Origin of the sequence: Sporosarcina limicola (assembly GCF_014873855.1) — a bacterium.
Lineage (GTDB): Bacteria > Bacillota > Bacilli > Bacillales_A > Planococcaceae > Sporosarcina > Sporosarcina limicola.
Window position 1 is genome coordinate 1 of the sequence record NZ_JADBEL010000002.1, and the last position, 25,061, is coordinate 25,061.

Genomic DNA, 25,061 nt, shown 5'->3' on the forward strand with positions numbered 1-25,061 from the left:
CCGTGGAATGGCTAAGTGAGGTTGTCGATTTCCTATGTCGTTTGAGGGAATTCAGCGAAAGAGGTTTACCTATATTTGGTTAATCAACAGACGTGTAGTGATAATAAAGTTGTTTAATTTCAGAAGGCAAATTGTACATAGCTCCATTTTTTTATCACGTTTCTTTGAAATTAAGTTTGATTAAAAGGTGAAGAGTAGCTCATACTACAACATCAATTTTTTTAATGAAAAATTCATGTTCTTCATCTACACCTATGACCAATTGTTTAGCAAGTGTTATTTTCATTGGGAAAATTTCAGATTTCTTTTCCGAAAATAGCCATCTTCTACCTCTGCTAGTTAAAATAATGAACACGCCATTTTTATTTTCTTGCATGAAATTTAAAGAAGAATCAGTAATTGGATCATTATCACTTTCAATAATATTTATTTCTTTGAATTGCTCGACGACCCTTGGTGCATCTTTTACAATTAAACCAATTTCACTGATATTCAAAATATTATTTACTGAAAATGGCGATTCGCTAGTTGGATTTACATTATATCGAGCAATGAATTCTACTATATTTCCTGCTGGATCTTCAAAATAGCAAGCATGTGCAGGCCAAAATGAAAAATCGGCCTCGTCTTCTCCGTCTTCTACTAAAAGCGTTGTTTTCCCTTTCAACCATGCTTTTGCTTCTTGAAATTGATTGGATGGAATATTAAATGCAAAATGATAATATGGTTCCTCTACTACATTTTCATTAGTAAATTCTAAAATGCTTGTTCCTACTTGTATTTGAAAATTACTTGGACTTTCACCACATAGAGAAAAACCTAAATATTGCGTATAAAATTCTTTCATTATTTCTAATTTATCCGTTTGTAATGTAAGTAATTTTATTTCCATAAACAATATCCTCCTCATATATAAAGTTCTAGTAGAATCTCACATCATTAAAGTGACGTGATTCCTGCGAATTTTCAAACTGCTTTCTTGTAAATAATACTCTTTATTTGTGATTAAACAACTTTATTGTCTCTCAACACCACATGTAGCTTTAGATTAAAGATTGATCAAATTAATACTAATAGCCTTGATAAACAAGCAAGAAGAAAGAGCGTGTTTTGAAAAAAAATTAATCAAAACACGCTCTTAATATATTTTATTGAATCATTATTTCATAAAAAAATTTGATCATTTCTATGATATTTCCCCCATTAATTAAATACGATTCAAGCTTAGCAAAGTCAGTTTTACCGTAAATTAATTTGCTGTTTTTTATTGGTTCAATCTCTACTACCTAGTAATCAATGTTGTTCAAACCCTCAGCGGAATTTTTGTAAATCTGGAATACTTGCCTCTCCTTTTGTGCGTGGTGGGTGGTACTCCCATTTTACCAAAGGATGGTTTCTTTTTGTTTTTCTTGACATAAAAAGGGACAATCCTTCAGCCAATTTTCATAGCTTTTGGGACAGCCCCTCTACTCCTTTAACTGATAGAAAACCTGTTCAATTTTGCCTCAGTACCAAGCATGACAGTGTTAAGCTCATTCCCTCGGCTATCTTGTCCCCTTCTGAAATAGAGACTGCGTAAAAAATTCTTGCTGTTCACGCGAGCAATCACCTGACTGCGACTTCTCGGAAAATTGCAGCATTGCGCTAAGCCGCTAATCCAATCAGCGATTTCTTGATGTGGAAGTAACTCTTTGTCAATCATCGTATCCACGATGTTGACGAACCGCTCATCATCCTCATCGCTAAAAATGTGTCTACCATTATGAAGCATGCCAGAAATAGCGACAAGAACCTCAAGCAGCATTGCGACGCTGCTCTCCTCGCACAACACCAGCTCGACAAAAACATCCGCACCGTGAGACGCGCTGTGAGCCCAGCCTCCTACTGAAAGGTAACCCCGCAGATCTTTCTCCTCTTTATAATAACGGAGCATTGCATGCATTAATTGCTCAATTTCCGCTTGATTGAAAAATGGATTCTGTCTGTGGCGTTGCACAATCAAAGCGATAGGCAAGACAGAGAACGTCCTTGTAAAAACTGACTGATCATCCTCGCTGCCAATATTATAGAACAAATTGTTCTCATCAATCAGAACAGTTAAGAGGCTACGCAACTCTTCTCCACTGAACCTATTCTCTTCCTTAATCCACATATAAAACATCGGATAAATCAGGTGATCCCGTAATTCTGGCTGGGGATCGCCAATATATTGAAGTAACAAAAGTAAGAAATCTTGATGTTGCTCACCTTCGCGTAACTGATACTCATCCTTCTCAATTCTTTGCAAATCCAGCATCAATTTTGTCCTTGTATCGCTCATTTTCCCATCCCTCTCATCATTCGTTCACTCGCCCCGCCGAGATCAGGAGTCAGCGAAAATTCTGCTTATTCCTATTGCCATCCCTTGGATGCAATAAATTCAGACATCAATTTCATTGCACCACGGAATTTGTCAGGGTGAAGCCCAAATCCAACTCTGAAATGTCCAGGACGTTCAAACACTTCACCAGGAAGAACAGATACTTCCGTACTCGCAATCCAGTAGTTGCTAGAGTATTATACAGTGGAAATCCACATGGAAATCATAGAGCTACAATGACAGGCTAAATAAGAAAAAAGGCTTTCTTATGAAGACTGTTTCATCCTTATGTATTCTGTGAGGATATCCATTTATTAATCATAAAACCCTAAAATCTTGCATACTTTCTCCAAGAATATAGTGTGAAAACCACATCAAATTCTGCTTCATAATAGCCACATTAATTCCTGGCTGGTCAGAACTATAAGCCATTCCTTTAAATATAATTAATTCTGTATCAACTTTCATATCCCTTAATCCTTGATATAGCTCATATGCATTTGGAATTGGGACTCTTGCATCCTTTTCGCCATGTTGGATTAGAGTAGGAGTACAGGCTGATTTAATATATGTCATTGGTGATGTTTTAGTATATATCTCTGGATCATTCCATGGATTATTTCCTAAATACATCCTAATAAAGTAAGATATATCTGTATTTACATAATGGGTACTCCAATTAGTAATTCCACCTCCAACTGAAATAGCTTTAAATCTACTACTAAATGTAGAACAGAAAGCTGATATATATCCCCCGTTGCTCCATCCCATAACCCCTACTCTATCTTTATCTGCAATCCCTTTGTCAACTAGTTTATCCACTCCAGATATCACATCATCGTAGTTAGCAATTCCCAGTTTTCTATAGTTTGCTTTTAAGAATTCATTACCATAACCAGAACTTCCTCTGTAGTTTGGTTCTAAAACTATAAAGCCTTTTTCGATAAACTGTTCAATAGGATATTTCTCATTAAAATAGTCTAAAAATATTGGAAAGGATGCCCAAGCCGGACCACCATGGATTACTACTAATAAGGGATATTTTTTATTTGCGGCAAATTCTACTGGGGTTGATAAAACTCCCTCTATTTCAAGACCATCACTACTTTTCCATGAGATTATTTCCTTGTTACTTTTAAACTTTCCTTTGAAAAAGCTATTTACATTCGTTATTTTTTTATCGTCTAAATAGATTTCAAAGGTTTCATTTGTTATAGCCTTATTATACGATACATGATTTCCATCTTTTGTTATAGAAGCATCCTTTATAAAACTATCTACTTTTTCGCTTAACATTTCCACAGTGCCATTCTCAGATAGCAACCCAATAAGATAATTAGTTTTATTCTGCCATCTAATTAAAATCCCTTTAGCTGTCCATCGTATTGGAATAACCGTACTATCAAAATCTGTTAAAGGTTGAATTAGCTCTCCATTATTAATATCATATATCTCTAGTGTACTGTCTTCTATATGGGTCTTGTAGTAATCCTTCTCCCTTATGCTTGCTGAGTAACATATTTTGCTGCCTTCAGGAGAAAAGCAAACGCTCCCTCCCAACAACTTATCTATATTCATCTTTTGTAGCTCTCCAGCTTTAATATCTAGTATATATAGATCTCCATTAATATAATCTCCCATATTTGGGCTTGGTGTAGCCATAAATACAATCTTTTTCCCATCATTTGAAATATCAAATTCATGGATATGAAAATCCTTACCATCAGTTAGTTGATAAACAAAGCTATTTTCGTGTTCATCTTTATCCTTACCGGGACTATCAGAACTTTTCGGGTGTTCATATTTATCATTTTGCATCACTTTTTCTATTTCAATGTAATATAAACAATTATTCTGGTATTCCTTACCTATATGATGGAAATTTCCATATAGTTCCTTACGTTTCTTTATCGCCTCAGATTCTTTTGACTGTGCTACATAATAAAAACCCTTGCCAGTAGGCTCCCATTTAAATTTACTGACCCCTTCTTTCTCATCAGTAATTTGAACCCTACTAGAACCATCTATTGACTTAATAAAGATCTGATTTTTCTTATTATCCTCGTCACCAACTGGGCTAAGATATGCGATATCTCTAGGATTTGGAGACCATAATGGGTATGTACTATCTATATCCCTAGTTGTTAATGGGTAACATTGCCCCTTATCTTTTTCATATATCCATACATGATTCCCATATTTATTGTCTTTCCAGTTAGCTGTCTTCTTGACAAATGCTACGTTTTTACCATCATCACTTATGTTTGTACCTGATAAGGTTGGTAATGAAATAATCCCTTCTATACTTAGATATGTTTTTTTATTCATTTCCATTAATAAACCCCCTCGTTAACTCTCTTCCAACAAAGTTAGCAGGTACAGGATATTTCCCGTTTTCCTCATCAATATAAATATCTATTCCTCCATCCCCTTGAGTAACTGCTACTTTATGAACATCTGCATCAGGAAATTCACTAGAGTAGACATCGCAACAAACATCTTCAAATTTTTGACGGGCACCTTCTTTAAGGTTTTCCCATAACCACTCAAAATCTCTTTCCATAACATACAGCTCTTACTTTCAGAAAAACAGAAATAACCTCTTATGGATATAATATCCTAAGGGGTTATTTCTTATCAAACTTTATTACCTATTATCAATCTTTATTTAAAATTATGGAACTTTGTTATAAATTATCAATCTTTATTAAAAGACAACACCACAATTAATGTCCCCTACCTACCTCACTCAACCGTAACCGATTTAGCTAGATTACGTGGTTTATCCACGTCACAGTCTCTATGAAGTGCCGCATAATAACTAATCAATTGCAATGGAATAACAGCGACAAGTGGCGTGAGTAATGCGTGTACTTTTGGCAAGACAAAACGATCGCCCACTTCTGCCAACCCTTCCATTGAAATGATGCATGGGTTCGCTCCCCGTGCAACAACTTCTTTGACATTTCCGCGAATGTTGAGGCTTACCGCTTGTTGTGTAGCGAGTGCGAAAACAGGTGTGCCTTCTTCAATCAATGCAATGGTCCCGTGTTTTAATTCGCCGCCTGCAAAGCCCTCTGCTTGAATATATGAGATTTCTTTTACTTTAAGTGCACCTTCCAAGCTAACGTAGAAGTCTAGATTACGTCCGATGAAGAATGCATTTCGAGTGACTTCCAAGAACTCATGCGCAATCTGTTCCATTTCTTCTTTTGAATCCATTATGGTCTGGATGGCGTTTGCGGCAATGGCAAGTTCATTTTTCAAGTCGAAGTCCACTGTTTTCCCTTGTTCTTTTGCAGCCACATACGCAACAATGGCAAGAACCGCCACTTGTGCCGTGTAAGCTTTTGTCGAAGCCACTGCAATTTCTGGACCCGCATGCAATAATAATGTGTAATCCGCTTCGCGAGAAAGGGTGGATCCGGCAACGTTTGTCAGCGTGATTGTCGGATGGCCTAATGCTTTCACCTTCACTAATACTTGGCGGCTGTCCGCAGTTTCACCTGATTGTGTGATGAATAAAAATAACGGTTTTTCCGAAAGAAGTGGCATATTATAGCCGAATTCGCTTGAAATATGCACTTCAACCGGTATCCCCGCGATTTTTTCAATATACTGCTTACCAATGAGTCCGGCATGGTAGCTTGTGCCTGCCGCAATGATATACAGACGATCCGCTTCATTCAACGCTTTACAGATAGCTACATCAAGCGTAAGTTCACCTTTCTGATCCTCATATGCTTGGCTAATTTTACGAACAACCCCTGGCTGTTCGTACATTTCCTTCAGCATGTAATGTGGATAGGTGCCTTTCTCGATGTCATTCATATCAATTACTGAAGTGAAAGGCGCGCGTTCAATCTTCACGCCATCCAATGTCATGATTTCCATTGATTCTTTACGTATAACAACGACTTCTTGGTCATGGAGCTCCACGAATTGGTCGGTTACTTGTCGCATTGCCATGGCATCGGAAACAACAACATTAAAGTGTTCCCCCATACCTAAAAGTAACGGACTCTTATTTTTCGCAACGAAAATCGTATCCGCTTCATTGGCATCCAACATGGCAATCGCATAGGAACCATGAAGTAAGGATAATGTATGTCGGAAAGCTGCTTCTGTTGTCATTCCGTCTATTACAAATTTTTCAACAAGCTGCACGATGACTTCTGTATCTGTGTCAGAGTTCATCGAAACTGCCGGTAAATATTCTTTTTGTACCAAATGATAGTTCTCGATCACGCCATTATGCACAAGTGTAAAACGACCGGATGCACTTTGATGAGGGTGTGCATTCGTTCTATTCGGCACACCATGCGTAGCCCAGCGTGTATGACCAATCCCTGTTGACGCACAGACAGTTACATCCACTGCTGCACGAAGATCTGCAATACGACCTTTTTCTTTAACGATGGAAATGCCCTCTTCATTGCAAAGTGCGATTCCCGCCGAATCATAGCCACGATATTCTAACTTTTCAAGACCTTTTAACAGAATTTCTTTTGCATCTAACTCGCCAATATACCCTACTATTCCACACATATTTTTTCCTCCGATGTTTGCAAATTAAGCAATACTTAACTACACCCCCTCTAAAAGAGCGAAGTGTAGATGACTATTGCTTTAACAATTTTGCCTTTTTGCTTCTTTGTCCGTTCGATTGCTCAAACGATTTGCAAGCAAAAATATCAATCGGGCAATGTCGATCGGGAGGCATCCGCCGAAAACTTCGATACTCCTCCACCTCGTCTGCTGAAGATTAAATATATCCGATTTCTTCAGCGCTGGCGCTTTAACTGTTTTCCGATTTATGTTTAACGCGCAGGTTTCACTCCATTCACACGCGGTAACTCATTAGCAATTGCTATTCATGATTGCTAATGGTCGACACACTTATCATACTGACTTTACTATTTTCTTGTCAATAAATTAAGAAGATTAATTTAAAAAAGGACTACTCTAAAGTCGTTGAATTTACGACTTTAGAGTAGTCCTTACTTATAACTAGTTCCATATTGTATTGCTATCTAATAGCCTTCATACCTCAAACTTCGCCATACGTTTTTTTTCGTAAAAAATCATAAATGAAGAAATAGCAACTATACAGACGATTGAAGTAAGCCCCATTACGATACCCTCAACGTCTAGGCCTCCGTAATAAGAACCTGCTGTTATCCCTAAGACAACCCCTGAAACCAACGCCATCATCACAATTCGAATCAAAATCCTTCATCCTTTCCACATTTTAATCTATTGGTAAAACTTTTATTGAGCAGCTAGTAATTTTATGTGAATATAGTGCTGAGAAGTATTCTCATTTCAATAATACCCCATATGAGAATCTTTATCAACACAAAACGGATGATGGCAATGAAAATTAATTCGAGTCGTCCATATTAATTGATACGTAAGCGGCAAACAACTTCTTTATTATGAAGACTTATTGATAAACGGGGTACTTTCTTCAGTAGTTATTTTCCTAAATAATCCCGTATATACAAGTAAAATCCCAAACTTGAACATTCAAGAGAAAAACCAAGGTCATGACCTAAGTCACTGTTCTATCAAAACTTTTCTTACCTGCATTTTCTTAAAAGTGGTTACTCGCAGTTAGACAAAATCCTGAGAAATGATGAAACGATAGGCCGCTATGTAGCTGAATATGCACATACCTCATTTGAAGATTGGACTACGTTAAATCTGAAGGTAGAATGAGCGCTTCTTGAAGCTTCCGTAATGATTCCTTTATATAATGCAAAACGGCAAATTCCTTTCCCGGCGGATTTGATGACTATTAATTTAAAGTATTTTGGTTATGTTGATTTGGCTAAATTATGGGTGCGGACGACTATCGATTGACCTATGAAACCAGTTTCCAACACAACATGACAATGTGCTGAAAACTGATTTATGGAGTTGCTTTAAATTTCGACATTCAGCTTGGCGGCTAATCCAAGGCGTACTCTCCAATCGCATCAATCACTAGCGGCCTTTTGAATTGATAATGCGTCGTTTGCCATACACCTTTTCCATTCTTCAGGATCAGTAGCTGGGGTGATTCATGTTTCAGATTGCACAGAAAACTGAATAGGAAAAAACGTAAAATAGGCGGAAGCTATTTTACGCTTATTTATAATTTTATATCGAATAGGTGAGGCCTGCCCTTTACACTTTCGCTTGGTAGTTTGGTAGACTGTATACGATTTTTCTTATAATAGTCAGTTGCCTCTTTATTCACAGCTTCCAACAATAATTCGCCGTATTCTGCATCGCCCTTATCAATAATGGCTATGGCCGACGATTTTTCATTCGAAATAATCGTTTGCGCTTCTTCTCTTGTTTTCGCATTCCTGAGTCGTTGACCAATTTCCTGACGCTGTTTATTGACTTCTTCCGCTTTCCTTAACTTTTCAGGATTAATCGCTCTAATTTTTTCTTTTTCTTCCCCGGTAATAATTTCACCGCGAGCAATTTTCTTCGCTATTCGATCTACAATCATATCATCAAGCATTTTTTCTGCAATATAAGATGTAGCACTATTTGATGACGTTTCGTTCAATTGCTGATTGAGTGAAGAACCCATAAATCCCAGGTTTTTTTCCGATTCTTTTTTCTTATTTTGCATCAGATTTTGTAGTGAATCAACAAGAACTTGATTTCCAATGATTTTCACATTTCCAACCCCTTTCGTGGATTTCGTATTACTTTTACTATCGGCAAAAGAGTTCGCGAATTTAGTTTTATAAGTTTTTTATTCGTAATACAGCATTCTATTAATTGTTATATCCCTATTGATTTGATGTCTGAAAATTTAAAAGTAGTCGTGTAGACCTACTTTCATCCCCCATTAACGGGCAGTAAGACCCCCAATTCAAGGCTTAAGGGAACTCGAATAAGTGTAAATGGGAGATGAGGAAACTCCCCCTCTGATTGAGGTTTTACTTTACAAATTCCTTTTTATCAGAATATATGAACATGTTTAAAAACCCTAATAATACTTCCGAAGGGGTCGATAGTATATACGTACTTGTAAATACTATAATTAACACTAAGGGGAAAGATATGTTAACTATACAAAAATTGAGTAAACAGTACATAGAAGGTGTTTGGAGAAATGGGCAAAGTGACACACTTCTAACGAATACAAATCCATATAGTGGTGAAGTACTCGCCACTATTAATGTAGCGACTGTTCAAGATATCGACCAGGCATATAAAGCCTCTTTGTCTGCAAAAGAGCAATGGGACAAAATTAATCCCTATAAAAAACGCGATATTCTAGAGAACGCAGTAAACTACATTGAAAAGCACGAAGAAGAAATTACTGAAATTATCATAGATGAATTGGGAGCAACTAGACTGAAAGCAGCATTCGAAATAGGTCTCGTTAAAAATATGATAAAAGAAGCCGCAACATTCCCATTAAGAATGGAAGGGAAAATTCTACCGTCTATCGAAGATCATAAAGAGAACAGATTGTACCGTATTCCTGTAGGAGTCGTTGGGGTCATCAGTCCTTTTAATTTCCCATTCTTCTTATCGATGAAATCTGTAGCACCTGCTCTCGGTGCCGGAAATGGCGTTGTTTTGAAGCCACATGAAGAAACGCCAATTACTGGGGGAACTCTGATTGCTAAGATTTTCGAAGAAGCAGGTATTCCAAAAGGTCTTTTAAATGTTGTCATAACGGATATTAATGAAATAGGTGATTCTTTTGTCGAACATCCAATTCCAAGAATCATCTCTTTTACAGGTTCAACCAAAGTGGGAAGTCATATAGGACAAGTTGCAATCAAAAACTTTAAGAAGCCTATTTTGGAGTTAGGTGGAAACAGTGCGTTTATCATCATGGAAGATGCCGATATTGACTATGCGGTGAATGCAGCTACATTTAGTCGTTTCACCCACCAAGGACAAATATGTATGTCAGCCAATCGTATTCTTGTCCAAAGGTCTATTTACGACTTATTCAATGAAAGATATAAAAAGAAAGTGTCTTCACTAAAAGTCGGTGACCCAAGAGATCCTGAAACGATAATCGGACCTGTGATGAATGCCCGTCAAGCTTCTAACCTACAATCGCTTATTAACGATAGCATCAAACAAGGTGCTACTGCCATACTCAACGGAAATATTACATCCAATATGGTCAAACCGACTATTCTAGGAAATGTAACGCAAGAAATGTTAGTTGCTCAAGAAGAATTGTTTGGACCAGTTGTTTGCGTTATTCCATTTGAAACGGCAGAAGAGGCCATTGCGATTGCGAATAATACACGTTTTGGGTTGAGTGGAGCAATCCATACGTCTAATATTGAAGTTGGTGTTGAAATGGCTAAGAAAATTCATACAGGTATGATTCATGTGAATGACATTACAATTAATGACGAACCAATTGTAGCATTCGGTGGTGAAAATCAATCGGGTATCGGTCGTTTGAATGGACAATGGAGCCTAGACGAGTTTACAACGATGAAATGGATTTCCGTAAATTATGGTCAAAGAACATTTCCATACTAACATTCTAAGGAGTGAGCAAATTGGGTTATGTGGAAAAGGATTTAGAACTTGGTGAAGATATACTGGAAGCATTTCAAAGAGTGGCCCCTTATTTAAATAGATTAATTCAAGACGATATCACAATCGGAATATATGATACAAAAAAGTTATTACTAAATATTCCGGGTGAGACATTTGCATTGGATGTCCATACTGGTGATCCTCTTGCACCTGGGGATATCATCACGGATGCCCTTAGAGAAAACAGAGACAAAAGTGCAATGGTACCTAAAGAGCTGTTCGGATTCCCGCTGATAGCCCGTGCCATTCCGTTACACGACGAGAATGGCAAAGTTGTCGGGGGCGTCGGCGTTGGTACAAGTCTAAAAAAATCAAATGACTTATTTTTAGTTGCTGATAGCTTGTCAGCAATCTTTGAAGAAACTGCTGCTTCACTCGATGAAATAGCTGATTCCGTTTCAAAATTAGCCGACCAGGTTGCGGAAGCCTCTGGAATTTTAAATGAAGTTACTTCAGGAGCAGCTGAAATCGGGAAAATATCTTCTGTCGTCAGAGAAATTTCGGACCAAAGTAACCTTCTTGGATTAAACGCTGCCATTGAGGCGGCAAGAGCCGGTGACTACGGAAAAGGCTTCTCTGTCGTTGCACAAGAAATCCGAAAACTTGCTACCAATTCAAAAGAAAATGTCGGGCAAATTAATAATGTGACAAAATATATTTCTCAATCCGTTGAAAGATTGAATACAGCATTTTCAAGTATCAATGAGGTTACGACAAATCAAGCAGCTTCTATACAGGAAATTTCAGCCACTGTTCAAGAGATTAGTCGTAATGCACAAAACTTATCAGAATTAGCCGAAAACAATTTAAGAAATTAACAAACATAAAAAATTCAATACGTTAAAATTAGTTCCATAATATAGCTAACAGAATAAAACACCTGACCGCCAAATGACCTTACTATCTATACGATTCCATTTCAATCGATTTAGAAGCTGAATATCCCGTTCATTAATATGGGTGTCTACAGCTAAGATTGTCATAAATGGACCGAACGTGTTTATAAGCCCTACTCTTTCGGCGTGTTACAGCACCTAATCCAGGAAGCTACCGTTAAACTGTTGAACGAAGCTGTTGAAGAAAGGTGTCTGCAATCGGTCTAATGGATGATCGTAATGTGTAAGTTTCGAAAAAGAGACCTTTGCGAAAATCTGCAAAGGTCTCTCTTAATTATTTTCCCGATTTCATGCGCTGACTAACACATCAAAGTTCAAAGTGTTGAATGGCTGTTTGCAAATCTTCCGCTAAATGAGCTAGGGACTCACTCGCCGCAGAGATTTCCTCCATGGTTGCTAGTTGCTCTTCCGATGCTGCACTGCTTTCTTGCGATGCAAGCACACTCACTTCCGCAATGTTGCTCACTGTCGCAACTGAACTTGAAATCTTGTTGCTCAATGTAGACATGATCTCTATCGAACGATTTACTTCCACTGCATTTTTAGACACATTTCCAACCATCGATTCGATGACCGTGAAAATACGGGTCACCTCTTCCGCCTTCATTAATCCATCCTGCACGCGATCTGTTCCTCGCTGCATGGAACTGGCAACTTTTTGGATTTCAAGTTGTATTTCTTTTACCATATTGACGATTTCTTCAGCTGAGACACGCGATCCTTCTGCGAGCTTGCGAACTTCAGCCGCAACGACCGCGAATCCTTTTCCATGCTCGCCTGCACGTGCAGCTTCAATTGCCGCATTTAAGGCAAGTAAATTGGTTTGATTTGCAATTGTTGTAATCATGCCGACAATATCACCAATTTCTTTCGACTTTTCGTCCAAACTTTGTACAGATTTAGCTGTGAAGTCGACTGCACTCGTAATTGAGTGCATTTGTGTATTCACCGCTTCAATTGCAATAACCCCTTCACGTGTCTGCTCAAATGCTCCCCTTGATTGGCTATTCATTTGATCACTACTATATGCGATTGCTTGCATATTGTCTGCCATATTTTCAACTACAGCCGAAATTTCATTGACACTTTGGAGTTGATCATCCGCACCGTCTGCCGATTGTTGCGATAAGGTCGTGACCGATTCCGCTGCTGCTATACTTTCCTCAGCATTTGCTGACAATTGCTCCGAGCTTGCGGACACTTGTTGGCTAGAATCGAGTGCTTCACTTATGACATTCCTTAAGTTTACATGCATATTATTCAATCCCGTAGATAACATCGCAATTTCATCTTTTCCATGTATCTTCAGCCTATTCCCGTACAATTTTCCAGCCTCAATTTCTTGAACTCGATTGAGTACTTCTTTCAAGCGGTTTATCATCTGTCTACTAAAGAAATAGGCAATGACAATGGCGAAGAGACTACTCATTGCCATTAGAATGATACTCAAACGAAATGTATTCGAGTATACCCGTTGATTTTCATCCCTCATACCTTCTATAATCTTATTATTCAACTCAACAAGCTCAGTAAAATGGATCTGTGCATCTTCGAAAAAAACTTTTCCCGCTTTGATACCCTGTTCAACATCTTTCCAATTACCGTCTCTCATTAAATCCAAATTTTTATTGACACGCTCATCAAATAAAATCCATTTTTCTTTAAAAGTAGTAAACGAAGTCAACTCATCCTCACCTAACTCTGTTTCTCCAAACTTTTCAATCCACATCTGTATTTGTTGCAAATTTTCTTGCGTTTGATCAATTGATTTTGTATTTTCAAATGCTAAACCTGTTAACATTTGTACCCTGGTATTTTCGGAAAGCTGAGCGATGTTAATTAGATACAGAGCCGGTATTGCCCCCTCCTCATACATGAATTCCGAATTTTTATTCAACTGATTTGATTGAAACAGATTATATGTATTTAACAATACAAAAACCAAAATAACTACTGAAAATGATAGAACTAACTTCCCGAATATTTTCATACTAAATACCTCCATGTTATGTAATCTAGTTCATCATAGTCCTTAAGGTCCTATTCCGCCACTATTTATATTATTTTTTAAATGATTCTTTTTAACCCCTCCACAACTATGTCAACCAGAATCCTAGAGTCGCCAAAATTATCTCGTTCATCGGAGCAAACATAATTTTTTGAAATTTTATGATTAAATCAATGAAAGCACACAATTCTAGTGACTTGCTTGTGGCAATTTTAAGTGCTATATTCTTTAGGTATTTATAAAATTCTGAAGAGTGAAGGGAGAAATTATGAAGAAATGTATGCCCCTATTTTTAGCAATTCTACTGGTTTGTGGAACTGGAATCTTCTCTAATCAAACAATCGTAAATGCGGAGGAAAAAGAGGTTACTATAACACTACTAGCAACCTCAGATATCCATGGTCGTTTCATGCCGTGGGATTATGCAATTGACGGTCCCAATCTGAATGGAAGCTTAACGCAGTTGTATACGACTATCAAAAATATTCGCAAGGAAAATCCGAATACCATTTTGCTCGATAACGGAGATTTAATACAGGATAATTCTGCCGAGCTATTTAATGATCAACCACAATCTCCAATGATGGTTGCCATAAATGAAATGGGATTTGAGGCTTGGACATATGGAAATCATGAATTCAACTTTGGATTGGATGTATTGGACAAAGTCTCTAGTCAATATAAAGGGCCTAAACTTGCAGGAAATGTGTACAAAGAAAACGGTGAACGGTTTTTGCCTGCCTCTACAATAATTGAAAGAGACGGCGTCAAAATCGGAATTATCGGCATGGTTACGCCACTAATTGTAGAGTATGAAAAAGGAACAAATCATCTTGATGGATTAGTTGTTAAAAATCCGGTAGAGGAAACAAAAAAAGCAGTTAAAGAGTTGGAAGGTAAAGTGGATGTCATGATTGGCCTTATGCATATGGGTCTAGAAAATGAAAATAGCAACCCGGGAACAGGCGTTAAAGAAATTGCAAATGCTGTACCAGAACTGGCAGCCATTTTTGCAGGTCATAATCATGTACTTATCAAAAAAGAAGATGTCAATGGTGTTCTAATTACAGAACCAAATAAATATGGCACACATATTTCCCGAATTGATTTGACATTCACACGTCAAGGAACTCAGGTTGTGTTGAAGGATAAAGATGCGTCGGTTATTCCAGTAAAAGCTGAAGATGGAACAATTCTTGAATCGGATAGTGAGCTTGAAACACACTTAAAACCGTATCATGAGTTTGCACGTGCAGATGCTAATATTGTGGTAGCGCAGCTGAAAGAAACGGATCTTGTTCCTAAAAATGAAATGAACGGAATTCCTGCTATACATATTCAGGAAACACCTTTGTCAGACCTTTTCCATGAAGTAATGCTTCATTACAGCAAAGCAGATGTCGTGTCACATCAAATTGATAATGATAAAGCTTCATTGGCTATCGGCCCAATCATGAAAAAGGATATTGCTTATAATTATCAGTTTGCTGGTGGTGAAGTTTCGGTATATGAAGTAACTGGAAAAGACTTGAAAGACTATATGGAATGGTCTGCTGGCTACTTTAACAGTACCCGCCCAGGAGATGTAACGACAAGCTTTGATAAAACACGTCGCTCATCAAAATATAGTACAAACGACTATTTTGGCAACGTCAAATACGATATTGATTTGACTGAGCAAAAAGGGAACAGAATCAAAAATCTCCGCAAATTAGATGGGTCGCCCATCCAAAATGAAGATAAGCTGAAATTAGGCATGAATTCGTATAGAATGGATTTCCTTCTTTCAAAAGGACAGGCGTTAGAAGGACGGAAGTTTAACATGCTTTGGTCTTCAAAAGATGAAAGTGCGTATGGAGAAACAGGAGGAACTATCCGTAATTTGACGATTAAGTATTTAAAAGAAGAAATGAAAGGTGAATATAAACCGGTTATCCAAGACAATTGGAAAATTGTTGGTGTAGATACAAAATCACCAGCACGTTCAGCGGTTGTAGATCTGGTCAATAAAGGGATTTTAGAAATTCCTGCTACAGAGGACGGGAAATTCACAAATATTGCATCCATTAACGTAAATGATACAGTGACTAAACAAGAGATAAACGCCTTATCTTTGAAAGCCAAAGTAAGCGAAAGTCTATTTTCTGAAGTGAAAACGACAGGCGAATTTTATCAGAAGTTATCCCAAGTGTTAACTAACCCTGTGCCAGAAGATGATAAAGGTAAAGATAAACCAGTTGAGCCAGTTAAGCCGATTGAGCCAGTTGGGCCAGTTAAACCAGCGCCAGATGAGGTTAAACCTGCACCGAGCAAACCAGAACCAGGCAAGGATAAACCTGTCCTAGTTAAACCGAGTAAATCAACACCAGATAAGATTAAACCGGTAACAGTTAAAGGTGAAGTTACTGCACATCACTTAAATGTTCGTTTCCATCCTGCAAACGGTGGGAAAGTTTATGGAACAGTTCCCATGCATACGGAGTTGACGATTTTAGGCGTTGAAAAAGGCTTCTATAAAATTTCTTACAATGGCAAAATAGCTTATGTCTCTAGCAGATATGTAAAGGTTCAAAAATAACACGTATTTTCGTACTAGACTAGACTTGCTTTACGGTTACTACGACAAGTGTGAGAATTTAACAAAAAGAACTCCAGACTTTTCCTGGGGTTCTTTTTGTATTGTCTATAGGAAACTCATACCCGAAAGACCTAAGCGACTCAAGTCTAGAAATCACTATAATATCGATCCAATTAAATAGTTAATGCTCCTCGCCTTGATACTTTGACTGAATTTTCTCAAGTGGTATAATGATGAAAAGATTACGATGAGGTGAAAGCGATGAAATGGCAGGAAGTACGTGAAATTTTCCCTGATCAATATGTTTTGTTGTCAATTCTTGATTCACATTCCACTAAGAATAAAAAAATCGTCGATGAAGTCGCACTAATCCGTCCAATTGAAGGTGCCGAAGAAGCAACCAAGGCGTTGATGAATGCGGAAAAAAATACGATTGTATACCATACAAAGAATGAGCAAATCGTCGTTGAAATACGAAGACCTTCTGCGCTCCGAGGATCAATCAGATGAATCTATCGGACGAAAGCGGATTACTTTTCACTTCTATCGAGATTTCCTTTCGAGGTAAAACAAAAACGATTGATAGGGTTGTGGTTGATACGGGTGCCGTTCATTCAATTATCGTCGTTGACGAAGTTTCAGATATCGGCATTTTTTTTGAGCCAGGCGATACCCTTGTTAATCGTATTGGCATTGGCGGCGAAGAGTACTGTTTCTCAAAAGCGATTGACATGGTGTCACTCAGAAACAAAGATTTCCTAAATGTCGATATTGATTTTGGTAATTTGGATGGTTTTAATATCAACGGCTTGATTGGACTTGATTTGTTGAAAACCGGGGAATTTCTAATTGATTTGAAAAACTTGAAATTAACTACCGATTTTTGAGGTTTATTTCAGGTTCATCTTTTCATTTTACAGTTGTGATTTTCCGATTTCGGGAAACACTACTGCTTAAAGGAGGAGAGAAAATGGCGAGGAATAATAAAATTTTAGTGCCCGCTGCTCGACTAGCGTTGGATCAATTGAAAGCGGATGTTATGAAAGCGCAAGGATATGATGTAGATTCGTCTACACCTGATAATGTGAAATTCGAGATTGCGGAGGAACTTGGCATTCCACTTACTAAAGGGTATAACGGGAAGCTAACGGCGGAACAGGCAGGGAAAATTGGTGGTCCGATTGGTGGCAATATGGTGAAGGAAATGGTTCGGTTGGCACAAGAGCAGATGTTGAGGAAATGAATAAAACGCTGGACCATGATATTGTTGGGTCAGCGTTTTTGAATGGTTGACACTCTGAATGTCGTGAAACAACAAAAGCACCAGGATAGATCCGGTGCTTTTGTTTGTGTGTAGATAACTTTCAACTAAAATCCAATATCTGTTCGGCTTCCTCTTTAAAACTTCGATCCCACATCCCCAAACTCGTTAAGGAGTTCTTCGAAACTTTTATTCTTTTCACGTTCTTTGCGTTCACGTATAATCTGGGCTTGGCGCTCCTCTTCTTTTACATCTTCTGCAGCAGATAGTACTTTTTTAGCCGCTTTCAACTTTTCGAGAATGTCGTCTCCAAGTACGTCAGAAAGAGTTAGACCTTCATTTTCCACCTTTTTCGGACGTGGTTGTGGTTGTTTGCGTTTTTTCGCCACTATTTTCACCCTCCTTTATTTAGGGACGTTTAACGATTGTTGCGACGCCTTGTCCCCCACCGATGCACAGTGTTGCAAGACCCGTTTTCGCATCACGACGCTTCATTTCGTGAAGGAGTGAGACGAGGATCCGTGCTCCGCTTGCGCCAATTGGGTGGCCAAGAGCGATTGCTCCGCCGTTAACGTTCAATTTATCGTGATCGAACCCTAGCTCTTTGTCGACTGCAATTGCTTGTGCTGCGAATGCTTCGTTTGCTTCGATAAGATCGATGTCTGCGAGTTCTATTTTCGCTTTAGTCAACGCGTTTTTCACGGCTTGTACTGGCCCAAGGCCCATAACGGATGGGTCTACGCCTGCGCCTGCGTTCGCCACGATTGTTGCAAGTGGCGTAAGACCGAGTTCGTCCGCTTTCTCTTTCGACATAATGACAAATGCCGCCGCTCCGTCGTTGATGCCCGAAGCATTTCCTGCTGTTACGCTGCCGTCTTTTTTGAATGCGGGACGTAGTTTTCCAAGCTTATCAGCCGTCGTTCCAGCTTTGACGTATTCATCTGTATCGAACACGATTGGATCGCCTTTACGTTGCGGGATATCGATTGCGACAATCTCTTCTTTAAATGTACCTGCTTCGATTGCGGCGGCGGCTTTTTGCTGTGATTTTGCGGAGAACTCGTCTTGCTCCTCCCGTGTGATGGAATAGCGGTCACACAGATTTTCCGCTGTGATACCCATATGATAATTATTGAATGCACACCAAAGACCATCGGAAATCATGCTATCGACGATTTTCTGATCGCCCATTTTATAGCCTTCGCGCGCATTTTTCATAAGGAAAGGTGCTTGGCTCATATTCTCCATACCGCCTGCAACGATGATATCTGCGTCTCCTGCAACGATTGCTTGGCGTGCAAGGTGGACAGCTTTTAATCCGGAACCGCATACTTTGTTGATGGTTAACGCCGGAACCGTTTCAGGAAGGCCTGCTTTCATAGCCGCTTGTCGTGCCGGATTTTGACCTAACCCTGCTTGTAGTACATTCCCCATGATGACTTCGTCGACGCTTTCAGGAGCTACTCTAGCGCGCTTTAACGCTTCTTTAATAACTGTCGCTCCAAGATCCGTTGCCGGCACATCTTTCAATGAACCAAGAAATGACCCGATTGCAGAACGGACCGCACTTACGATGACTACTTCTGTTGACATTCCAATTCCCCCTTATTCCCTTTATTAACATTGCACAATTGTACATCCCTTCAGTACAATAGTATGTAGGAGGGATGTTATGTTCATTTTACCAAACAACGTAACGATAATCGAGGTTGGCCCACGTGATGGCCTGCAAAACGAAAAAGTGCATGTCGATGAACAGGATAAATTGGCGTTTATCGCAGCATTACAAAAAGCTGGCATTAGCGAAATGGAACTGACTTCGTTCGTATCACCAAAGTGGGTGCCGCAAATGGCGGATGCAAAAGAGATTGTGGGGAAATCAGCGCGCATCGGTAGGCAGTTTGTACTTGCTCCGAATGCGAAAGGTGCCGAGTTGGCATTGGAAGTGGGTGCGCGTAGTATTGCTGTTTTCGTGGGTGTCAGCAATTCATTCAACAAGAAAAATATTAACCGTTCGACGGATGAAAGCATGAATGCGCTTGAACCTGTCATCACGAAATTGAAAGAACATGGCATTTTTGTACGGGCTTGTATTTCGACTGCATTTTATTGTCCGTATGAAGGAAAGATAGAGCCTAAGGAGGTTGTTGCGTTATGCGAACGGTTCGTTGCAATGGGGGCGAATGAACTAAGTGTTGCGGATACGATTGGAATGGCCAATCCGAGGGAAAGCTATGATTTATTCAAGTTATTGAAGGAAAAACTTCCCGATGTGTTGATGACAGCGCATTTTCATGATACTCGAAAAATGGCGATGGCAAATATTTTCGCATCGCTACAGGCGGGTATCGATCGGTTCGATACATCTGCCGGAGGACTCGGGGGCTGTCCTTTTGCGCCAGGCGCTACAGGTAATGTTGCAACGGAGGATGTCGTCCATATGCTGGATACACTTGGCATCAAAACAGGTGTAGATGTTAAAAAAGTTTGTGAAGCTGTTGCACTTATTGCACCACATGTTTCACGTCCGATTGAAACGGGAATGTATAAATTATTCGTTAACAACCAACCTTAAGGATAATTGAAGGAGATGATGCGTGTGAAAAAGCGCGTCCTGTATATAACCGGTATTATTATGGGTGTTTTTACGGCATTGCTAACCATTTTCGGTTTTGCTGTAACAAATCGGCTGATGTTCATGAAGATGAAGGATTCGGATGTCATTCTGGAACGGGAAACGCTAGCCAAACGCTTTGACCAGAAATGGTATGAATCCGTGCGAAAAGAGGATAGTTGGATTGACTCCCCAAATGGCTATCGACTGCGGGCGGTCTTTTTAAAACCCCTGGACACGACAAGGACGGTCATTATTTGTCACGGTGTAACGGAAAGTAAAATCAATTCGATGAAATATGCACGATTGTTTGAGCGACTAGGATTCAATTCCGTTGTGTTCGATCATCGTCGACATGGGGATTCGGGTGGCAAGACGACAAGTTTCGGCTATTATGAAAAAATCGATTTGCAGACAATTGTTCATTCAGTTCGAGAACGGATTGGCGAAGTGGCATTGCTAGGAATCCACGGTGAATCAATGGGCGCGGCAACGACCCTATTGTATGCAGGTACATACGAAGACGAGGCAGATTTCCATATTGTAGATTGCCCATTCTCCGATTTTTCTGAGCAGATTTTACATATTATGCAAAATCGAACTCCCCTTCGTACATCGATGGCGCTCAGAGTAGCGAACCTTTTCCTTAAAATGAGAGATGGTTATACCTTAAATCGGATTTCACCTCGTGAAGTGGTCGGTAATATTACAAAGCCGGTGCTTTTCATCCACAGTTTGGAGGATGATTTCATTCCTCCTGCCATGTCGGAAGAATTATACGAGATGAAACAAGGGGATAAAATGCTGAAGTTGTTCGACAAAGGTGCGCATGCGAAGTCGTTCAATGAAAACCCTAAGGAATATGAGCAAACTGTAGAAGAATTTTTGAAAAATTTTAGATTTTCAAGCTAAGAAAACACCCATTCAATTTTGAATGGGTGTTTTCTTCAGTATTATTTCTTACTCACCTTTTTGGTGCTTTTTTCATTTGCTTTGCTCATTTGCGACATCATTTGATTGATTTTCTTTTGTGATGGTTTTTGTCCCATTTGCATCATCATCATACGTAACATATCTTCATTAATCGGTGGGTTATCCTTCAAATATTTCATCATATATTGACGTGCGATGAAAAATCCGAGGGCCACACCTGCTAATAGCGCGACGACGAGTAAAACGATCCACCATGGTGTGTTCATCCGCTATACCTCCTTCACTTCTGTAATTCGAGTTTACACTACCATGTAGGATTATACATCATAGGGGTAGGAAATGGCAATGACCCTAGTGGAAAAAGTAGAAATGTGGTATAATTAGGAAGGGGAAATAATCCTATTGGAAGGCGGTGTGACTATCATTGGAAAATAATTTTGATTTAATTCTGAATGAACTACGGGAAATACACGGTAGCATTCGGAAGTTGGACGAGCGTGTTGGCAAGTTGGACGAACGAGTAGGAAGCCTTGAATCTGGACAAAAAGAGCTATTTCAAATTACACGTGCAATTCTTGATTGCCAGGAAGAAGCGGATGCGAAGTTGGAAATCTTGTCAATGGATGTGCATCGACTGCATGGTGATGTTAAGGAACTAAAAGTACGATTTATTGACATTAGTAAGGATGTCGAATTCACTTATCTAAAGACATCGAAACATGAAATGGAAATCTACAAGATTAAGCAAGATCTTGACATGCGTGTCAGCGAAGATTCCGAAAGTTGACAAAAAAAGAGACCCATTTCGAACTATGAAGGGTCTTTTTTATATGGCTTTTTTCTCATTCAAAGAAAAACAGTTTCTTCCTCCATCCGAAGACCTGCATATTTTACCGGCTTCAACCATCCCCACTCTCCTTGACCTTCCATTACCGCAAAAAAGCGGTCATCAGATCCGGATAAGGCAACAAATAAATCGAGGTCCAACATTCTTGAGCCATCGCAAAATACATTTAGCGAATACGTCGACACTGAAATTAGAATGGTTCCTTTCACTGGATGCGTCAGCTTGTACTCACCGCTTCTGCACTCAATTGATGTGAATCGTTTCCCCAAATTTAGTATGATTGCTCTATCGATTGCTTCTTCATCGAGCCTGTCGCAGAGGTAATCAACTTCCCGCATATTTTCATTCCGTCGACTGTCTTCTTTCAATAAATCGAACAATAGTTTTTCACGTCCTATAATAAACGGCTGATACATTTTCTTCACTTTATAAATTCCGTATGATCGCATGATCGCCACCTCCTACTTGTAGCGTACACGCTTTCGTTTGAAAAGGTTGTCATATTACGGAATGGATTAGCACTATTATTGTCGGAAAGGTTCGATAATCTATTTTTTCAAAAAAGCTGTTCCAACAGCGGGAAAACCCCCAATGCATGGAACAGCTTTTTTGCTATTTTAGTTGTTGATCATTATTTTCACTTTTGCAATTACATTTTCCTCTGTGAATCCGAATTCTCTGATAACCGTGTCACCAGGCGCACTTGCACCAAATGTGTCGATGGCGATGATTGCTCCTTCATCACCAATGTATTTATGCCATCCGAAGGAAACTCCCATTTCAATGCCAAGACGTTTCTTAACCTCTTTTGGCAAGATGCTTTGTTTATACTTGTTGTCCTGCTGCTCGAATAGATCCCAAGAAGGCATTGAAACGACAGCTACATCGATTCCTTCAGCTAATAGTTTCGACTGAGCAGAAACTGCCAAACTTACTTCAGAACCGGTTGCAATTAAGATGGCATCCGCTTGGTCTTTGTTTGCAGGAGAAACGGTGTAAGCACCTTTTCTAACACCTTCCATCGCTAGTTCACCCGATTTCGCTAGGACCGGCAAGTTCTGACGGGATAGCACAAGCACTGTTGGCGAGTACTTAGATGATACTGCAATATTCCATGCGGCAGCCGTTTCGTTTGCATCTGCGGGACGAATGACCGATAGCCCTGGCATCGCACGCAGTGAAGCAAGATGTTCGACTGGTTCGTGTGTTGGACCATCCTCACCGACCGCTACACTGTCATGTGTGAATACGTATGTGACAGGTAAACCCATGAGGGAAGAGAGTCTGACTGCTGGACGGACATAATCACTAAATACAAAGAACGTTCCACCGAAGACATGTAATCCTCCGTGAAGCGCCATTCCGTTCAACGCAGTCCCCATTGCGAATTCACGTACGCCAAACCAGATGTTACGACCAGAATAATCCGTCGGTAGGAAATCACCGGATCCTTTGATGGTTGTTTTATTGGAACCTGCAAGGTCCGCGCTTCCACCGAAGAATGATGGCACTGTTTTTGCGATGGCATTGATGGCGTCCCCAGAAGCGGAGCGTGTTGCATGTGAAGTGCCTGCATCGTATGTTGGCAATGATTGCTCGAATCCTTCAGGTAGTTTACGGTCAATCGCATCATGTAGCTGCTTCGCAAGGTCTATGTGTTCCGCTTCGTATTTTGTGAAAAGCTCGTTCCATTGCTGTTCTTTTTGGACACCCATTTTTTCGGATGATTCTTTGAATGTCTCGTAGACACCTTCAGGAACGTGGAAATCCTCTTCAAATGTCCATTTGTAGTATTCTTTTGTCAGTTTCATCTCGTCTTCACCAAGTGGCATACCGTGTGCATCGGATTTCCCGGATCTGTTTGGTGAACCGTAGCCGATGACCGTTTTCACTTCAATGATTGTTGGGCCGCCCGTGTTGCCTTTCGCCTCTCCAATTGCTTTTGAAACGTCGGTGACATCATTGCCATCTTCGACACGGCTATAATTCCAGCCATATGATTCGAATCGTTTGCGGATATTTTCCGAGAATGACATATCCAGCTCACCATCGAGTGTAATATCATTGCTATCGTAGAGAACAATTAGTTTGTCCAATTGTAAATGGCCTGCGAGCGAAATTGCTTCAGCTGCGACACCTTCCATGAGATCACCGTCACCACATAGGGCATATGTATAATGATCGATGACGTTATATCCAGGTTTATTGTACGTTGCCGCGAGATGCTTTTCAGCCATCGCCATTCCGACTGCCATCCCTATTCCTTGGCCAAGTGGTCCTGTTGTCGCTTCCACGCCGGCTGTATGTCCATACTCAGGATGCCCTGGCGTTAAAGAGCCCCATTGTCTGAAGTTCTTGATTTCTTCCATCGGTAAGTCGTAGCCACCTAGGTGAAGCAAGCTGTAAAGGAGCATGGAGCCGTGCCCTGCTGAAAGGACGAAACGGTCACGATTAAACCATTGCGGGTTCGACGGATTATGGTGCATATGTTTTGTCCAAAGCGTATAGGCCATTGGTGCGGCGCCCATCGGTAATCCAGGGTGTCCGGAATTCGCTTTCTCGATTGCATCGATGGACAGTGTACGTATCGTGTTAATAGCAAGTTGGTCCATTTGTTCGGTCATTTGTGTACATCCTTTCCCGTTCTATCTATATTCTACATCTTCTAGTTTAGACAAATGCAACGACAAATACAATACGGGAGATGAATCTGTCGGTTAGTTTAGGTATTTTCCGTCATTTGCCCGCTTCACCTTTTCGGGTGTTACATCATTTCCCTCCAAGTCAATCACTTTAACATTTTCAATTGTATCGCGCATTGAAGATCGGAAGGTTTCAAGGTATTCCTTGCGAAGTTGTGTCTGCTCTTTCGCTTCTTCAATGGATAGGCCAGTTGTCTTCGATTTTTTTGATAGTTCGTTGATTCGTTTGATTTTATTTTCAGCTAGCATTTTTATTCCTCCATTTGAATTAAAGAAT

25 protein-coding genes and 1 pseudogene are annotated in these 25,061 nt (G+C 39.7%); 11 read left to right on the plus strand and 15 right to left on the minus strand.

Translation table 11 applies throughout. The annotated features are described in order from the left end of the window. Positions 1–199: 199 nt before the first annotated feature. The 5 genes from H4683_RS02100 to glmS all read right to left on the minus strand — a co-directional run bounded on the left by H4683_RS02100 (position 200) and on the right by glmS (position 6,907). The gene (locus H4683_RS02100) at positions 200–892 is read right to left on the minus strand and encodes a hypothetical protein (protein ID WP_192597183.1); all 693 of its coding nucleotides are present in this window, start codon (positions 890–892) and stop codon (positions 200–202) included. 582 nt (positions 893–1,474) lie between these two features. Next, positions 1,475–2,320, minus strand: a complete 846-nt coding sequence (locus tag H4683_RS02105) for a DUF2785 domain-containing protein (RefSeq protein ID WP_192597184.1) — start codon at positions 2,318–2,320, stop codon at positions 1,475–1,477. A 357-nt stretch (positions 2,321–2,677) separates the two neighbouring features. Further along, complete coding sequence (locus tag H4683_RS02110) at positions 2,678–4,693, minus strand: S9 family peptidase (protein WP_192597185.1); 2,016 nt, start codon at positions 4,691–4,693, stop codon at positions 2,678–2,680. Next, positions 4,680–4,922 (minus strand): hypothetical protein, encoded by a 243-nt coding sequence (locus tag H4683_RS02115; RefSeq protein ID WP_192597475.1) that lies wholly within the window; start codon positions 4,920–4,922, stop codon positions 4,680–4,682. The genes H4683_RS02110 and H4683_RS02115 overlap by 14 nt, the downstream gene beginning before the upstream one ends. 182 nt (positions 4,923–5,104) lie before the next feature. Next, positions 5,105–6,907 (minus strand): glutamine--fructose-6-phosphate transaminase (isomerizing), encoded by a 1,803-nt coding sequence (glmS, locus tag H4683_RS02120; RefSeq protein ID WP_192597186.1) that lies wholly within the window; start codon positions 6,905–6,907, stop codon positions 5,105–5,107. Positions 6,908–6,976: 69 nt separating this feature from the next. Between glmS and H4683_RS02125 the strand changes: the two genes are divergently transcribed. Beyond that, positions 6,977–7,183 carry a hypothetical protein gene (locus H4683_RS02125; RefSeq protein ID WP_192597187.1) on the plus strand — a complete coding sequence of 69 codons (207 nt, stop codon included), beginning with the start codon at positions 6,977–6,979 and terminating at the stop codon, positions 7,181–7,183. A gap of 219 nt (positions 7,184–7,402) precedes the next feature. On the opposite strand, the gene H4683_RS02130 is transcribed toward H4683_RS02125, so the two are convergent. From H4683_RS02130 to H4683_RS02140, 3 genes are all read right to left on the minus strand, one after another. Then, on the minus strand, positions 7,403–7,588 hold the full coding sequence (locus H4683_RS02130; protein WP_192597188.1) for a hypothetical protein: 186 nt from the start codon (positions 7,586–7,588) through the stop codon (positions 7,403–7,405). A gap of 724 nt (positions 7,589–8,312) precedes the next feature. Further along, positions 8,313–8,471, minus strand: coding sequence for a monothiol bacilliredoxin BrxC family protein (locus H4683_RS02135; RefSeq protein WP_192597452.1), 159 nt, complete (start codon positions 8,469–8,471; stop codon positions 8,313–8,315). Positions 8,472–8,495: 24 nt separating this feature from the next. After that, entirely contained in the window at positions 8,496–9,038 is a 543-nt protein-coding gene (locus H4683_RS02140) for a hypothetical protein (RefSeq protein ID WP_192597189.1), read from the minus strand. Positions 9,039–9,427: 389 nt separating this feature from the next. Between H4683_RS02140 and H4683_RS02145 the strand changes: the two genes are divergently transcribed. From H4683_RS02145 to H4683_RS21215, 3 genes and pseudogenes are all read left to right on the plus strand, one after another. Beyond that, on the plus strand, positions 9,428–10,885 hold the full coding sequence (locus H4683_RS02145) for an aldehyde dehydrogenase family protein (protein WP_192597190.1): 1,458 nt from the start codon (positions 9,428–9,430) through the stop codon (positions 10,883–10,885). A 29-nt stretch (positions 10,886–10,914) separates the two neighbouring features. Continuing rightward, entirely contained in the window at positions 10,915–11,763 is an 849-nt protein-coding gene (locus tag H4683_RS02150) for a methyl-accepting chemotaxis protein (protein ID WP_192597453.1), read from the plus strand. A gap of 84 nt (positions 11,764–11,847) precedes the next feature. Next, a pseudogene (locus H4683_RS21215) lies at positions 11,848–12,048 on the plus strand (peptidase M20); the annotation flags it as partial. A gap of 100 nt (positions 12,049–12,148) precedes the next feature. Here H4683_RS21215 and H4683_RS02155 read toward each other — a convergent pair. After that, positions 12,149–13,831: a methyl-accepting chemotaxis protein gene (locus tag H4683_RS02155; protein ID WP_192597191.1), complete on the minus strand. Its 1,683-nt coding sequence runs from the start codon at positions 13,829–13,831 to the stop codon at positions 12,149–12,151. Positions 13,832–14,117: 286 nt separating this feature from the next. On the opposite strand from H4683_RS02155, the gene H4683_RS02160 reads away from it, so the two are divergent. The 4 genes from H4683_RS02160 to H4683_RS02175 all read left to right on the plus strand — a co-directional run bounded on the left by H4683_RS02160 (position 14,118) and on the right by H4683_RS02175 (position 17,670). Then, positions 14,118–16,427: a 5'-nucleotidase C-terminal domain-containing protein gene (locus tag H4683_RS02160; RefSeq protein ID WP_192597192.1), complete on the plus strand. Its 2,310-nt coding sequence runs from the start codon at positions 14,118–14,120 to the stop codon at positions 16,425–16,427. A 261-nt stretch (positions 16,428–16,688) separates the two neighbouring features. Then, complete coding sequence (locus H4683_RS02165; RefSeq protein WP_192597193.1) at positions 16,689–16,937, plus strand: hypothetical protein; 249 nt, start codon at positions 16,689–16,691, stop codon at positions 16,935–16,937. Beyond that, entirely contained in the window at positions 16,934–17,314 is a 381-nt protein-coding gene (locus tag H4683_RS02170; RefSeq protein WP_192597194.1) for a pepsin/retropepsin-like aspartic protease family protein, read from the plus strand. Before H4683_RS02165 ends, H4683_RS02170 begins: the two co-directional genes overlap by 4 nt. Positions 17,315–17,397: 83 nt before the next feature. After that, complete coding sequence (locus H4683_RS02175; protein ID WP_192597195.1) at positions 17,398–17,670, plus strand: alpha/beta-type small acid-soluble spore protein; 273 nt, start codon at positions 17,398–17,400, stop codon at positions 17,668–17,670. 155 nt (positions 17,671–17,825) lie between these two features. On the opposite strand, the gene H4683_RS02180 is transcribed toward H4683_RS02175, so the two are convergent. Further along, complete coding sequence (locus H4683_RS02180; RefSeq protein WP_192597196.1) at positions 17,826–18,077, minus strand: DUF3886 domain-containing protein; 252 nt, start codon at positions 18,075–18,077, stop codon at positions 17,826–17,828. A gap of 19 nt (positions 18,078–18,096) precedes the next feature. After that, positions 18,097–19,281, minus strand: a complete 1,185-nt coding sequence (locus H4683_RS02185) for an acetyl-CoA C-acetyltransferase (RefSeq protein WP_192597197.1) — start codon at positions 19,279–19,281, stop codon at positions 18,097–18,099. Positions 19,282–19,360: 79 nt separating this feature from the next. Here H4683_RS02185 and H4683_RS02190 point away from each other — a divergent pair, with 79 nt between their 5' ends. Both H4683_RS02190 and H4683_RS02195 read left to right on the plus strand, forming a co-directional pair. Then, a complete protein-coding gene (locus tag H4683_RS02190; protein ID WP_192597198.1) occupies positions 19,361–20,263 on the plus strand; it encodes a hydroxymethylglutaryl-CoA lyase in 903 nt (300 codons plus the stop codon). Between the two features lie 24 nt (positions 20,264–20,287). Beyond that, positions 20,288–21,214 (plus strand): alpha/beta fold hydrolase, encoded by a 927-nt coding sequence (locus H4683_RS02195; RefSeq protein WP_192597199.1) that lies wholly within the window; start codon positions 20,288–20,290, stop codon positions 21,212–21,214. Positions 21,215–21,255: 41 nt separating this feature from the next. On the opposite strand, the gene H4683_RS02200 is transcribed toward H4683_RS02195, so the two are convergent. Further along, a complete protein-coding gene (locus H4683_RS02200; protein ID WP_192597200.1) occupies positions 21,256–21,501 on the minus strand; it encodes a YneF family protein in 246 nt (81 codons plus the stop codon). 158 nt (positions 21,502–21,659) lie between these two features. Between H4683_RS02200 and H4683_RS02205 the strand changes: the two genes are divergently transcribed. Further along, positions 21,660–22,022 carry a hypothetical protein gene (locus H4683_RS02205; protein WP_192597201.1) on the plus strand — a complete coding sequence of 121 codons (363 nt, stop codon included), beginning with the start codon at positions 21,660–21,662 and terminating at the stop codon, positions 22,020–22,022. Positions 22,023–22,081: 59 nt separating this feature from the next. Here H4683_RS02205 and sirA read toward each other — a convergent pair whose 3' ends face one another. The 3 genes from sirA to H4683_RS02220 form a co-directional block, all read right to left on the minus strand. Then, positions 22,082–22,531 carry a sporulation inhibitor of replication protein SirA gene (gene sirA / locus H4683_RS02210; protein ID WP_192597202.1) on the minus strand — a complete coding sequence of 150 codons (450 nt, stop codon included), beginning with the start codon at positions 22,529–22,531 and terminating at the stop codon, positions 22,082–22,084. A gap of 168 nt (positions 22,532–22,699) precedes the next feature. Then, a complete protein-coding gene (tkt, locus tag H4683_RS02215) occupies positions 22,700–24,706 on the minus strand; it encodes a transketolase (RefSeq protein ID WP_192597203.1) in 2,007 nt (668 codons plus the stop codon). Positions 24,707–24,799: 93 nt separating this feature from the next. Continuing rightward, positions 24,800–25,033 (minus strand): DUF896 domain-containing protein, encoded by a 234-nt coding sequence (locus H4683_RS02220; protein WP_192597204.1) that lies wholly within the window; start codon positions 25,031–25,033, stop codon positions 24,800–24,802. Between the last annotated feature and the right edge of the window lie 28 nt (positions 25,034–25,061).